Source organism: Nocardia kruczakiae NBRC 101016 (genome assembly GCF_001612965.1).
Lineage (GTDB): Bacteria > Actinomycetota > Actinomycetes > Mycobacteriales > Mycobacteriaceae > Nocardia > Nocardia kruczakiae.
Map to the genome: position 1 here is coordinate 15,319 of NZ_BDBL01000011.1, position 12,901 is coordinate 28,219.

16 protein-coding genes are annotated in these 12,901 nt (G+C 66.0%); 8 read left to right on the top strand and 8 right to left on the bottom strand.

What is annotated here, in order from left to right; translation table 11 throughout:
* Positions 1 to 15: 15 nt before the first annotated feature.
* The 5 genes from NK1_RS09935 to NK1_RS09955 all read right to left on the bottom strand — a co-directional run bounded on the left by NK1_RS09935 (position 16) and on the right by NK1_RS09955 (position 4,125).
* Positions 16 to 1,110 carry an adenosine deaminase gene (locus NK1_RS09935; RefSeq protein ID WP_036498398.1) on the bottom strand — a complete coding sequence of 365 codons (1,095 nt, stop codon included), beginning with the start codon at positions 1,108 to 1,110 and terminating at the stop codon, positions 16 to 18.
* Between the two features lie 111 nt (positions 1,111 to 1,221).
* The gene (locus NK1_RS09940) at positions 1,222 to 1,725 is read right to left on the bottom strand and encodes a DMT family transporter (RefSeq protein WP_084460740.1); all 504 of its coding nucleotides are present in this window, start codon (positions 1,723 to 1,725) and stop codon (positions 1,222 to 1,224) included.
* Positions 1,722 to 2,246, bottom strand: a complete 525-nt coding sequence (locus NK1_RS09945) for a DMT family transporter (protein WP_167354244.1) — start codon at positions 2,244 to 2,246, stop codon at positions 1,722 to 1,724. The genes NK1_RS09940 and NK1_RS09945 overlap by 4 nt, the downstream gene beginning before the upstream one ends.
* A 146-nt stretch (positions 2,247 to 2,392) precedes the next feature.
* Positions 2,393 to 3,679, bottom strand: a complete 1,287-nt coding sequence (locus tag NK1_RS09950) for a thymidine phosphorylase (protein ID WP_063008250.1) — start codon at positions 3,677 to 3,679, stop codon at positions 2,393 to 2,395.
* Between the two features lie 44 nt (positions 3,680 to 3,723).
* A complete protein-coding gene (locus NK1_RS09955) occupies positions 3,724 to 4,125 on the bottom strand; it encodes a cytidine deaminase (protein ID WP_063008251.1) in 402 nt (133 codons plus the stop codon).
* Positions 4,126 to 4,454: 329 nt separating this feature from the next.
* Between NK1_RS09955 and sdhC the strand changes: the two genes are divergently transcribed.
* From sdhC to NK1_RS09995, 7 genes are all read left to right on the top strand, one after another.
* Entirely contained in the window at positions 4,455 to 4,856 is a 402-nt protein-coding gene (gene sdhC, locus NK1_RS09960) for a succinate dehydrogenase, cytochrome b556 subunit (protein WP_051024341.1), read from the top strand.
* 1 nt (position 4,857) lies between these two features.
* On the top strand, positions 4,858 to 5,289 hold the full coding sequence (locus NK1_RS09965; RefSeq protein ID WP_030513572.1) for a succinate dehydrogenase hydrophobic membrane anchor subunit: 432 nt from the start codon (positions 4,858 to 4,860) through the stop codon (positions 5,287 to 5,289).
* 13 nt (positions 5,290 to 5,302) lie between these two features.
* Positions 5,303 to 7,087 (top strand): succinate dehydrogenase flavoprotein subunit, encoded by a 1,785-nt coding sequence (sdhA, locus tag NK1_RS09970; protein ID WP_063008252.1) that lies wholly within the window; start codon positions 5,303 to 5,305, stop codon positions 7,085 to 7,087.
* Positions 7,087 to 7,863, top strand: coding sequence for a succinate dehydrogenase iron-sulfur subunit (locus tag NK1_RS09975; RefSeq protein WP_036498394.1), 777 nt, complete (start codon positions 7,087 to 7,089; stop codon positions 7,861 to 7,863). Before sdhA ends, NK1_RS09975 begins: the two co-directional genes overlap by 1 nt.
* Positions 7,864 to 8,042: 179 nt before the next feature.
* Positions 8,043 to 8,252: a type II toxin-antitoxin system VapB family antitoxin gene (locus NK1_RS36185; protein ID WP_218023098.1), complete on the top strand. Its 210-nt coding sequence runs from the start codon at positions 8,043 to 8,045 to the stop codon at positions 8,250 to 8,252.
* The gene (locus NK1_RS09985) at positions 8,249 to 8,683 is read left to right on the top strand and encodes a PIN domain nuclease (protein ID WP_063008253.1); all 435 of its coding nucleotides are present in this window, start codon (positions 8,249 to 8,251) and stop codon (positions 8,681 to 8,683) included. Before NK1_RS36185 ends, NK1_RS09985 begins: the two co-directional genes overlap by 4 nt.
* A 415-nt stretch (positions 8,684 to 9,098) precedes the next feature.
* Positions 9,099 to 9,983 (top strand): phenylalanine 4-monooxygenase, encoded by an 885-nt coding sequence (locus NK1_RS09995; protein WP_063008255.1) that lies wholly within the window; start codon positions 9,099 to 9,101, stop codon positions 9,981 to 9,983.
* A 57-nt stretch (positions 9,984 to 10,040) separates the two neighbouring features.
* On the opposite strand, the gene NK1_RS10000 is transcribed toward NK1_RS09995, so the two are convergent.
* Entirely contained in the window at positions 10,041 to 10,640 is a 600-nt protein-coding gene (locus tag NK1_RS10000; RefSeq protein WP_439955937.1) for an acyl-CoA-like ligand-binding transcription factor, read from the bottom strand.
* Between the two features lie 49 nt (positions 10,641 to 10,689).
* Entirely contained in the window at positions 10,690 to 10,821 is a 132-nt protein-coding gene (locus tag NK1_RS36020; RefSeq protein ID WP_281189149.1) for a hypothetical protein, read from the bottom strand.
* Positions 10,822 to 10,976: 155 nt separating this feature from the next.
* On the opposite strand from NK1_RS36020, the gene NK1_RS10005 reads away from it, so the two are divergent.
* Complete coding sequence (locus NK1_RS10005) at positions 10,977 to 12,290, top strand: serine hydrolase (RefSeq protein ID WP_063008333.1); 1,314 nt, start codon at positions 10,977 to 10,979, stop codon at positions 12,288 to 12,290.
* 219 nt (positions 12,291 to 12,509) lie between these two features.
* Here the strand turns inward: NK1_RS10005 and NK1_RS10010 are convergent, their stop codons facing one another.
* Positions 12,510 to 12,899, bottom strand: coding sequence for a hypothetical protein (locus NK1_RS10010; protein ID WP_063008257.1), 390 nt, complete (start codon positions 12,897 to 12,899; stop codon positions 12,510 to 12,512).
* Between the last annotated feature and the right edge of the window lie 2 nt (positions 12,900 to 12,901).

Here is a 12,901-nt window from a genome sequence, read left to right on the forward strand (position 1 = left end):
CCGGAGACAGCGCGGTCATCCGATCAGCACGGCGTAACCGGGTTTGATCACCTCGTCGATGATGCGCAGCCGGTCCGGGAACGGGATGAACGCCGACTTCATGGCGTTGATGGTGAACCGTTCCAGATCGCTCCAGCCGTAACCGAAGGTTTCCACCAGCTTCAGCATTTCGCGGCTCATGTCGGTATCGCTCATGAGCCGGTTGTCGGTATTGACCGTGACCCGGAACCGCAACCGGGCCAGCAGGTCGAACGGATGCTTGTCCAGAGCCGGGACCGCACCGGTCTGCACATTCGACGAGGGGCACAACTCGAGCGGAATCCGTTTGTCGCGCACATAATTGGCGACCAGCCCGAGGGTGGGTTCGGCGCCGTCGCTGTCGAAGATGTCGTCGGTGATCCGCACCCCGTGCCCGAGCCGATCGCAACCGCAGAACGCCAGGGCCTCGTGGATCGACGGCAGTCCGAACGCCTCCCCGGCGTGAATGGTGAACTGCGCGCAATTGGCCCGCATGTATTCGAAGGCGTCCAGATGCCGCGAGGGCGGATATCCCGCCTCGGCGCCGGCGATGTCGAATCCGCCGACGCCGCGGTCCCGGAAGCGCACCGTCAGTTCGGCGATCTCGCGGGAGCGGGCGGCGTGCCGCATGGCGGTGAGCAGGCAGGTCACCCGGATGGGGGTGCCGGCTTCGGCGGCCAGCCGCTCCCCCTCGTGGAACCCGGCCAGGGTGTGCTCGACGACCTCGTCGAGGGTGAGGTCCCGTTCGAGATGCTGTTCGGGCGCGAAGCGGACCTCGGCGTACACCACGCCGTCGGCGGCCAGATCCAGCGCGCATTCGCGGGCCACTCGCCGCAGCCCCTCCGGCGTCTGCATCACCGCCACCGTGTGGGCGAAGGTCTCGAGGTAGCGCTCGAGCGATCCGCTGTCGGCCGCTTCGCGGAACCAGTGCGCCAGCGCCTCCGCATCGGTGGCGGGTAGCTGGTCATATCCGCAATCCTCGGCCAGTTCGAGCACGGTCGCGGGACGCAGGCCACCGTCGAGATGGTCGTGCAGCACGGCCTTGGGGGCCTGGCGGATCGAGGCGAGAGTCAAAGGCATCGGTCCAGTCATGTAACGACGCTATCCGCATTCGCGGACCCGCGCAGGCAACTTGCCCCGGTGTGCATCCAACCGCCGGGCTGTCGTTGCCCGACGGTCGCCGGCGCGTAGCCGGACGCGGGCTCAGTACTTCGCCATCAGATAGGCGCCCACGACGATCAGCGCACAGCCCGCCAATCGTTGCGCGCTGACCGGCCGGCGCGGGAAACCCATGACACCGAAGTGGTCCATGACCACGGCGAGCAGCATTTGGCCCGCGATGATCAGGGCATTGAACGTGCTCACTCCCACGCTGGAGGCCACGGTGATCATCGCGAAGATGGCGGCACCGCCGGTGAGCCCGCCGAAGGGGGCCCATCGTGGCATCGCCTTCAGATCCGCCCGAGACGGCCACGGCTGCCGCGGTGAAATCGCGAGTGCCACAGCGAATATCGCGCCGACACCGGCGAGCGCCACCGCGTAGGAGATCACGCCGCACAGAAAGACGTTGTGCAGGGCGAGTTTCAGTGAGTTCTGACATCCGGCCTCGACCGAGCGCAGGGCGCCGCCGACGAGCATCAGGACGAAGACGAGAATCATCGCCCCGCGGCCGAGCGTCGCAGGCCGGACTGTGGTGCGGGCGGTCATCGCGCCGCCTCCCGCGCCGGCACGAATTCGGGTGGCCTGGGCTCGGCCGCACGGGCATCGCCGGCCATGAGATAGACGGCGACCGCGATCAGCGCGGCCGCCAGCAGCCGGGGCGGGGTGGCGTGCCGTTCGGCGAAACCCATCGCGCCCACGTCGTCCATCACCAGCGCGACCAGCATTTCGGCCACGATGACCACGGCATTGAAGGTGGCGACACCGACATATTTGGCCACGGTGATCATGCCGAGCACCGCGACACCGCCGATCAGCCCGCCGAACGGCGCCCACCAGGGCATTTGTTCCACGTCGGCCCACGTCGGCCACGGCGAGTGCGAGACCACGGTCGAGATGACGAGGAAGACCGAGAATCCGGCCAGCGCGACGGCGTAGGACACCACCGCGCACAACCACATGTTCTTCAGATGGAATTTCTGCGTGTTCTGGCAGCCGACCTCGACGGACCGCAATCCGCCGGCGGCCAGGATGAACACGAAGATGAGTCCGAGAGCGACAGCACCCACGAGCACACGTCCTTCGCTAGGCAATCGAATGCCGTCCGCACGCAGGCGGTGCCTACCAGCCGGATTCTGCGGTCGTGCGCGATCAGAATAGCAACCTGAACGACGTGCCGTTGGTTATTGGCACAATAAACAGGTCACTCTCGTATTCAGAGCCCGATCCGGCCGAGGATCAGCGGATGCGCGACCGGCGGAACCGGCCCGATGTCGTATCCCGCCCGCAGTGCCGCGATCGCCGCGGGTACGGCCGCTTCGGAGTCGGTATGCAGGGTGAACAGCGGCTTACCGGCTGTCACCGAATCGCCCGGCTTGCAGTGCATTTCGACTCCCGCGCCGAATTGCACGGGATCACCCTGACGAGCGCGGCCGGCGCCGAGTCGCCAGGCGGCGAGGCCGACCGCCATCGCATCCAGCCGGGTGAGGACACCCGACTCCTGCGCCACCAGGGTTTCGGTGTGCCGCGCCCGGGGCAGTAACGCATCGGGATCGCCGCCCTGCGCCGCGATCATCGCCCGCCAGCGATCCATCGCGCGGCCGTCGGCCAGCGCATCGGCGGGGTCGACATCGTGAATTCCGGCCTGTGTCACCATTTCTCGCGCCAGGGCGACCGTCAGTTCGACGACATCGGCCGGGCCGCCCCCGGCCAGCACCTCCACCGCTTCGGCGACCTCGAGCGCATTACCCGCCGTATGTCCGAGCGGAGTGTCCATCGCCGTCAGCAGCGCGACCGTCCGCACGCCGGAGTCGGTCCCCAATTCGACCATGGCCGTGGCCAATTCGGTGGCATCGCGGAAGTTCTTCATGAACGCTCCGCTGCCGACCTTCACGTCCAGGACCAGTGCGCCGGTCCCCTCGGCGATCTTCTTGCTCATGATCGAACTGGCGATCAGCGGAACCGATTCCACGGTTCCGGTCACATCGCGCAGCGCGTACAAGCGCTTGTCGGCCGGCGCCAGATCGGCCCCGGCCGCGCAGATCACCGCGCCGATCTCCGGATCGGTGAGGATCGAGCGCATCCGCGCGGGGTCCAGATCGGCCCGCCAGCCCGGAATCGACTCCAGTTTGTCCAGGGTTCCGCCGGTGTGGCCCAGGCCGCGGCCCGACAGCTGCGGAACCGCCGCCCCACAGGCGGCCACGAGCGGCGCCAGCGGGAGGGTGATCTTGTCACCGACCCCACCCGTGGAGTGTTTGTCGACGGTCGGCCGGGGCAGGTCCGTGAAATCCATCCGCCGGCCGGAGGCGATCATCGCGGCGGTCCACCGGTCGAGTTCGCGGCGGGTCATGCCGCGCAGCACGATCGCCATCGCCAGGGCCGACATCTGTTCGTCGGCGACCTCGCCACGGGTGAACGCGTCGACCACCCAGTCGATCTGCTCGTCGTCGAGTTCCGCACCGTCGCGCTTGGCCGCGATCACCGACACCGCCGTATGGGTCATGGCGAAAAGCCTTCCAGATCCCGTTCGGGGTGCGGAAATTCACATCATTTCCGGCCGGCGGCCAGATCGTCGGGCCCGAAGGCGTCCGGCAGCAACCTCGCCAGCGGAACCGGACCGTCGCGATGATCGACGAGCAGTTCCGGGCCGCCGTGCTCGTAGAGCACCTGCCGGCACCGTCCGCAGGGCATCAGGATTTCCCCGTGCGAATCACAGACCGCGATCGCCAGCAAACGGCCGCCACCGGAGGAGCAAAAGTTACCGACGAGTACAGTTTCGGCGCAGACGCCGAGCCCGTATGAGACATTTTCCACATTGCAACCGCTCACAATGGAACCGCCGGCGGTGAGAGCAGCGGCGCCGACCGGAAAGCCGGAGTACGGTGCATACGCATTACGCATTACTCGAAATGCGTTGTGACGCAGGGAATTCCAATCAATTTCCGGCATATCGGTCCTCCGCTCGAATGGTTGATATGACAGCGTAGAAATGGCATCGCGACGCTGTCGAACATTCAGGCAAGGCAAACCTAACTCCCCGCTCGAAGGCTCAACGCACGGCACGCCGAATTAGTTCCGCGAATCGCCGGGGATTAGAGTTCTCCACAGATCGGTCCAGGTTTGGCAACGCACCGCCGGCCACCGCCTCCGGATGTCAGCGCCCGAGATGAGCTGGTGTTTCTCCAGATTCACATGCTCGGCGTATGCCGAAGCTGCGACCGGATCCGACTGCCGGCTCGCCGGCGTGTCCATCAACGACGTTGGAGGCACCGCACTCTATGACGACCACACTGGAAGCTCCGGCCCAGCCGAAGCGGAAGACCCTGTACCGCGGCGACCCGGGTATGTGGTCCTGGGCGATGCACCGGATCACCGGTGTCACGATCTTCTTCTTCCTGTTCGTCCACGTACTCGACACCGCTCTGGTGCGGGTCAGCCCGGACACCTACGACCGGGCCATCGAGACCTACAAGAACCCGGTCGTGGCCCTCATGGAGATGGGCCTGGTCGTCTGCGTGCTGTTCCACGCGCTCAACGGCGTCCGCGTCATCCTGGTGGACTTCTGGTCCAAGGGCCCCAAGTACCAGCGCCTGATGCTGTGGATCGTGCTCACCATCTGGGTTCTGGTCTCCGCCGCCGGCGTCGGCCGCCAGTTCTTCTACCTGCTGACGGAGCACTGATATGACCGCACCTGTTCTCGGCAAGTCCTACGACCGGCCCGCCAGCCTCGACTCGCCGCGCACCCCGCGCCGTTCCTCCGGCAACAACTTCGAGAAGTACGCGTGGCTGTTCATGCGCTTCTCCGGCCTGCTACTGATCGTGCTGGTGCTGGGCCACATGACGATCATGCTGATGCTCGACGGCGGCGTGAAGCGGCTGAACTTCGGCTTCGTGGCCGGCCGCTGGGCCAGCCCGTTCTGGCAGTGCTGGGATCTGGCCATGCTGTGGCTGGCGCAGCTGCACGGTGGCAACGGCCTGCGCACGGTCATCGACGACTACTCCCGCAAGGACTCCACCCGCTTCTGGCTGAAGACCCTGCTGGCCGTCGCCATGATCCTGATCATGGGCGTGGGCACCTACGTCATCTTCACCTTCGACCCCAACATCAGTTAGGAACGCCTCCGCGATGAGTGAATCCCGTCCGGTTCAGGAACACCGCTACGACGTGGTCATCGTCGGTGCCGGTGGCGCGGGGATGCGCGCGGCGATCGAGGCCGGCCCCCGGGCTCGCACTGCCGTGCTGACCAAGCTGTACCCGACCCGCAGCCACACCGGCGCGGCTCAGGGCGGTATGTGCGCCGCGCTGGCCAACGTCGAAGAAGACAACTGGGAATGGCACACCTTCGACACCGTCAAGGGTGGTGACTACCTGGTCGACCAGGACGCCGCGGAGATCATGGCCAAGGAGGCCATCGACGCGGTGCTGGACCTGGAGAAGATGGGCCTGCCGTTCAACCGGACGCCCGAGGGCAAGATCGACCAGCGTCGTTTCGGCGGTCACACCCGCGACCACGGCAAGGCGCCCGTGCGCCGCGCCTGCTACGCCGCCGACCGCACCGGCCACATGATCCTGCAGACGCTCTACCAGAACTGCGTCAAGCACGACGTGGAGTTCTACAACGAGTTCTACGTTCTCGACCTGGTGATGAGCGAGACCGACCGCGGTTCGGTCGCCACCGGTGTGGTCGCCTACGAGCTGGCCACCGGTGAGATCCACGTCTTCCACGCCAAGGCGATCATCTTCGCCACCGGCGGTTCCGGCCGCATGTACAAGACCACCTCCAACGCGCACACGCTGACCGGCGACGGTATGGCGATCGTGTTCCGCAAGGGACTGCCGCTGGAGGACATGGAGTTCCACCAGTTCCATCCGACGGGCCTGGCCGGCCTGGGCATCCTGATCTCCGAGGCCGTCCGCGGTGAGGGCGGCATCCTGCGCAACGCTTCCGGTGAGCGCTTCATGGAGCGCTACGCCCCCACCATCAAGGACCTCGCGCCCCGCGACATCGTGGCCCGGTCGATGGTCAAGGAGGTCCTCGAGGGTCGCGGTGGCGGCCCGAACAAGGACTACGTCTTCATCGACGTGACCCACCTCGGCGAGGACGTGCTCGAGGAGAAGCTGCCCGACATCACCGAGTTCTCCCGCACCTACCTGGGGGTGGACCCGGTGAAGGAGCCGGTGCCGGTCATGCCGACCTGTCACTACGTGATGGGTGGTATCCCGACCCGCATCCGCGGTGAGGTGCTGCGCAACAACACCGACGTGGTCCCCGGCCTGTACGCCGCCGGTGAGTGCGCCTGCGTGTCGGTGCACGGCTCGAATCGCCTGGGCACCAACTCGCTGCTGGACATCAACGTGTTCGGCCGCCGCTCGGGTATCGCCGCCGCCGAGTACGCCGCCCGCACCGAATTCGTCGAGCTGCCGGAGAACCCGGCGCAGATGGTGCAGGACTGGCTGGCGCTGCTGCTCAGCGACCACGGCAACGAGCGGGTCGCCGACATCCGGACCGACCTGCAGGTCACCATGGACGCCAACGCCGCGGTGTTCCGCACCGAGGAGACCCTCAAGACGGCGCTGACCGACATCCACGCGCTCAAGGAGCGCTACCAGCACATCACCGTGCAGGACAAGGGCAAGCGCTACAACAGCGACCTGCTCGAGGCCGTCGAACTCGGCTTCCTGCTGGAGCTGGCCGAGGTCACCGTCGTGGGCGCGCTCAACCGCAAGGAATCGCGCGGCGGCCACGCCCGCGAGGACTACCCCGACCGCGACGACGTCAACTTCATGCGCCACACCATGGCGTACAAGCAGGTCGAGCCCGGCAAGCCGGCGGAGCTGATCGCCGACATCCAGCTCGACTTCAAGCCGGTCGTGCAGACCCGTTACGAGCCGATGGAGCGTAAGTACTGATGACTGCTGTAGCCGAAGCCCCGGCCGGGCAGAAGCCGGCCCCCGTGCCCGACGGGTCGACCATGGTGACGGTCAAGGTCGCCCGGTTCAACCCCGAGGACGACAAGGGCGCGCACTGGGATTCGTTCCAGGTGCCGGTCCTGCCGACCGACCGCTTCCTGAACGTGCTCATCTACATCAAGTCCTACCTGGACGGCACGCTCACCTTCCGGCGCTCCTGCGCGCACGGTGTCTGTGGTTCGGACGCCATGCGCATCAACGGTGTGAACCGGCTGGCGTGCAAGGTGCTGATGCGCGACATGCTGCCCAAGAACGGCAAGGAGCTCACCGTCACCGTCGAGCCGATCCGCGGCCTGCCCGTGGAGAAGGACCTCGTGGTGAACATGGAGCCGTTCTTCGACGCGTTCCGCGCGGTGAAGCCGTACCTGATCACCTCGGGTAACGCGCCGACCCGCGAGCGCATCCAGTCCCAGACCGACCGGCACCGCTTCGATGACACCACCAAGTGCATCCTGTGCGCCTGCTGCACCACCTCCTGCCCCGTGTACTGGAGCGACGGGAGCTACTTCGGCCCGGCCGCGATCGTGAACGCCCACCGCTTCATCTTCGACAGCCGCGACGAGGGCGCCCGCGAGCGTCTCGACATCCTCAACGACGTCGAAGGCGTCTGGCGCTGCCGCACCACCTTCAACTGCACCGACGCCTGCCCCCGCGGCATCGAGGTCACCAAGGCCATCCAGGAGGTCAAGCGCGCCCTCCTGTTCGCCCGCCCGTGAGGTAGCAGACTCGCAGAGTCCGAAAAACGAAGGCCGCCCGCATCTTTCGATACGGGCGGCCTTTCGTATGCGGTCCCGGCCCGTAGCGCACGCACCCATCCACACGGCCGGTGGTGCCGAATAACGGTTGCATCAACCAGTATTGCTCGCCATATGGGGGCGGACATACCGTGGTAAATATGAAGACGATGATCGACTTGGACGACGAGGCCTTGATCCTGGCGGCCAAAGAGCTGGGCACAACCACCAAGAAGGACACCGTCAACGCGGCGCTTCGGTTCGTCGCCGAACGCCGTCGGCGCGTCGAGGAGATTCTGAACGATCCCTACGGCTTCGGAGTCGGTCCGGATATCGGCGACCCCGAGGTCATGCGCGGGGCTCGGCGGTGATCGAACCGATCCCACTGCGTCTGCACCTGATCGATACATCCGCATATGCACGCCTGAGCGACCCCGGCGTCCGGACCGTCATCGCCGGTTTGCTCGCCGATCGTGCGGCCGCAACGTGCGTCACGCTCGATCTCGAAGCGGGCTACTCGGGTCGAAATCTGGCAGACGTCCAGAACATCGCGGACAGCCGCCGGACACGATTCACCACGCTCCCGGTCACCGAGCCGATCGCCGACCGGGCTCGTGAAGTGCAGCTATTGCTCGCCAGACAGGGAAAGCATCGTGCAGCCGGCATCGTCGATCTACTCACCGCGGCAGTCGCCGAGTACCACGGAGCCACGATCCTGCACTACGACGAAGACTTCGAACACATCGCCTCGGTCACGCGTCAGCCACATGTCTGGGTCGTGCCGAGAGGCAGTATCGACTGACGAACGATTATTCGAGCCACAAACGAAAGCGAGGTGGGCCGTCATTTCGAGCGCGGCAGCGAAGGCCGTGGGCGCCGAGATCGTGTTCGAGGACGGCTGGTCGATATACATACCAGGCGCGCCGATCGCTGCTACCGGCGCGACACTGGACGAAGCAGTCTCCGAAATGCTGCTCGCACTTCGCGAATACGCTGCAGACTGGCGGGACCGATTGCAGTCGGCACCGAACCACATCGGACGTCAGGCATTGGTCCAGCTTGTTGAGCGCAGCTCGGATGGCGAACTCGAGGCCTTGCTGCTGGCACAGGGTGGATGTCCCCTCGGGCGCGACCGGAGGACCGGCTGCAACTAGGCAATTTGCTCAGTTTGCTGGGGGTTTGTTGTCGGATTGGGGCCGGGGTGCTTGCCTGGAGGCATGTTCACCGAAGCTCAGTTGTATTCGCCGGTTACCACGGGTAGCGACGGCGATGTCACGGTGCATTTGAGTGCCGAGCATCCGGGTGTGCACGATCCGGAGTATCGGGCGCGGCGCAACGCGATCGCCGCGCTGGCGCTGGCGTATCGGGAGGGGGAGGCTCTGCCGCGTATCGACTACACCGAGGAGGAGCAGCAGGTGTGGCGCATCGTGTCGGCGGAGTTGACACGCAAACATCGGACGTACGCGTCGGCGGAGGTGCTCGACGGCGCCCGGCGGCTCGGCCTGCCTGCCGACCATATTCCGCAGCTGGACGAGGTGACCGCGAAACTGGTGCCGCTCACCGGTTTTCGTTATGTGCCGGCGGCGGGACTGGTGCCGTTGCGGGAGTTCTTCGGCTCGTTCGCCGATCGAATTTTCCACTCCACCCAGTACATTCGCCACCATTCCGCGCCGCTGTACACGCCGGAGCCCGATTCGATTCACGAAATCATCGGCCACGCAAACCAATTGGCGTCACCCCGGTTCGCCGCGATCTATGCCGAGGTGGGCGCCGCCGTGGCCCGGCTGGAGACCGAGGCGGCGCTGAAATTCCTGGCCGACGTGTTCTGGTTCTCCATGGAATTCGGCGTGGTGCGCGAAAAGGGTGAAGTGCGTTGCTACGGTGCGGGTTTGCTGTCCTCGTTCGGCGAGATCGAGGAGTTCCGCCATGCCCGGCTGCGTCCGCTGAACATTCACGACATGGGCACCGCGACCTACGACATCACGCACTATCAGCCGATTCTGTATTGCGCGGAGTCGATTTCCGAGATCGAGGACGTGATCGGCGGCTTCTTCGCCACCATGACCGACGACAGCGCGGCCGCCGAACTGGCCGCGCCCTGAGCCGGGCCCGGCCGGGTCGGTGCACGCTCGGGAGTGAACCACGGCCGCCGATGACCGTCAGTCGGCCGAGTCCGCGGAATCGGTGGTCGCCGGCGGCCCCAGCGGCATACCCGCCGCGATGAATTCCGCGATCCGGTCCACCTTCTCCAGATCGAGCCCGTCCCGGCCGAACGCGGTCATCATCGCCCCGATCATCGCCCCGGAAAACGTGCGGACCTCGAAATCGTCGGGTTCGCGCCCGATCCTGCGAGCGAGCAGACCGGCGATCAGATCCACATTGCGTTCGGTCTCCTGCATGATCACACTGCGCAGCTCGGGCTCGTTGTAGATCAACTTCATCCGATCCTGTTCGAACTGCCAGTCCTGCGGGTCCAGATTGTGGAAGGTGTCGCGCATCGCCTGGCGGAACGCGGCCAGCGGCGACAGCTCCAGCGGCTGGGACTCGATGGCGTCGATCATGATCGGATCGACGTCGTCGGCCAGGACCACCTGCTCTTTGGTCGGAAAATAGCGGAAGAACGTGCTCGGCGAGATATCGGCGGCCTCGGCGATCTGCTCGATCGTGGTCGCCGAATATCCCTGTCGCTGAAACAGTTTCATCGCTTCGGCGCGGATGGTGCGGCGGGTGCGCTGCTTCTTGCGTTCGCGCAGACCCATCCGGGGCGACGTGGTCGCCCCGGAATGAGCCCGAGCGGGTGCCTTCGACTCAGCCGACATGCATCGATTCTCCCGCATCGGCGGCGGAGCGCGGGTCCGGCTCCCCGCTTCGGGTCCGGATCGCGGCGAGCAGCGCCGCCACCGCGCACACCCCGGCACACAGCCACAGCATCGCGCCCATCCCAATTCCGATGATCTCCGCAAGTTCATGACATGTCCATTCAGTTGGTTGTGTCTATATTTTGATAGTAACTATCATTTCATGGTCTCTGTCAATACTTGACCGCTCCGGGTGTTCGCGGCGCTATCGCGCAACGCCGCATAAGCTGCATGTCGATGAACACCCGCATGTCCCGCACCGTCCGCCTCCGCCGATCCCGCTCGCTGGCGGCCGCTGTTCTGACTGCCGGGCTGCTGGGCGCCACCACGGTCACCGGGCTCGGTGTGGCAGACGCGGCCCCCGCGCCGCCGTCGACGCCGTTCACGACGCCGAATACGGATTCCTGCCCGAACAAGACGGCCCCGCCGCCGCCGATCGACACCTCGGAGGTGCCGGCGCCCGGCAGTACCACGCCGTCACCGCTGCCGGTGCCGTCGGATCCGATCGGCGGCGACAAACTCGGGCGCTGCGGAGTGGTGGTTCCGGCGGGAGCACCACCGCTGCCCGCCGACATCTCGGCGACCGCGTGGCTGGTGGCCGACCTCGACACCGGCAAGGTGCTGGCCGCCAAGGATCCGCACGGCCGCTATCGGCCCGCGTCGACGATCAAGACGCTGCTGGCCGCCGTCGCGCTCCCCGCGCTGGACCCGAACCAGGTCGTGATCGGCACGCAGGACGACGCGAATGCCGACGGCACCCGCGTCGGCATCGGTCCCGGCGGCCGCTACACGAACGACCAGCTGTTCCACGCGCTGCTGATGTGTTCCGGCAACGACGCCGCCCACGCCATCGCCACCCAGCTCGGCGGCGACGAGGCCACCGTCGCGAAGATGAACGCGATGGCGAAACAGTTGCACGCCATGGACACTCGGGCCGCCACCCCCTCCGGCCTGGACGGCCCCGGGATGAGCACCTCGGCCTACGATCTGGCGACGATCTTCCGCCACGACATGCAGAACCCCACCTTCGCCTCGATCATCCACACCGAGCAGTACGACTTCCCGGGCTATCCCGCCAACCCCGCGATCCCCGACGACAAGGACCACCCCGGCTTCCCCATCGCCAACGACAACCACCTGCTCTACGACTACGACGGCGACCTGGGCGGCAAGACCGGCTACACCGACGACGCGCGGCAGACCTTCGTGACCGCCGCCGAGCGGGGCGGCCACCGCCTGGTCGTCACCCTGCTCAAGGCCGACGTCCTGCCAATCCGCCCGCCGGAGCAGGCGGCCCGCCTCCTGGACTACGCCTTCGCCCTCCCCGCCGGCGCGACTATCGGCTCCCTCCCCGACCGCAACACCGGCGAGAACTCGAACACCAACGTCGCCCTGGCCTCCCCGCCCGCCCACGACACCCCGACCGCAGCCGCGCCGACGACACCCCACGGCAACTCGAACCTGCGGACGATCGGCATCATCGGCGCGTTGGGGCTGGCCATCGCGCTGGGCTTGTTCGGGTGGTCACGCATGGGACGGTCGCGGCGGTAGACCGCAACTTTCGCCCGAAACGACGCCCTAGGAAGGTTCGACGAGGCGCATCGTCCGGTGGTCGAAGCGAAAGCAGTCAGGCCGACGCCCAGCCATCGTCGTCGCCTCGGCCTTGGCACCGACTATCGCAAATTCGGCCGTGACCTCCGCTGTCAGGTGTCTACCGGTTTGTGTTCAAGGCGGGCAGATAAGCGGCAAACTCGTCCATATGCTGCCGATTCAGTCGGATTCGCCGGAGCGGCGTTGCGCCTCTTTCGCTTCTCTTACGTACAGATCGTCATTCCAGGAGATGTCTTCGGGCTCGGGCGGATCACCTTTCCACGAAAAGAACCACTCGATCCAGTCTTCGCTGGGCAATTCACTGGCCGCAGAGCCATCCACCGCGAGACGGCGCGAAAAGTCCTCTGCCGTGGATCGGTCGACCGGTTCGTACCGATCCCAATTTCGGTGATCGGAGGTGAATTCGCGAACGCGCGCGGGATCGTATTGCCATGATTGGATAGCTTGATTCCATACCAGCGCGTCGTTCGATCTGTCGGTAGTAACGAACATCGTGAAGGGACGCGTGGTGCCGTAATCCCCCTCGCATACAGCTTTGTAATAGAGCATGT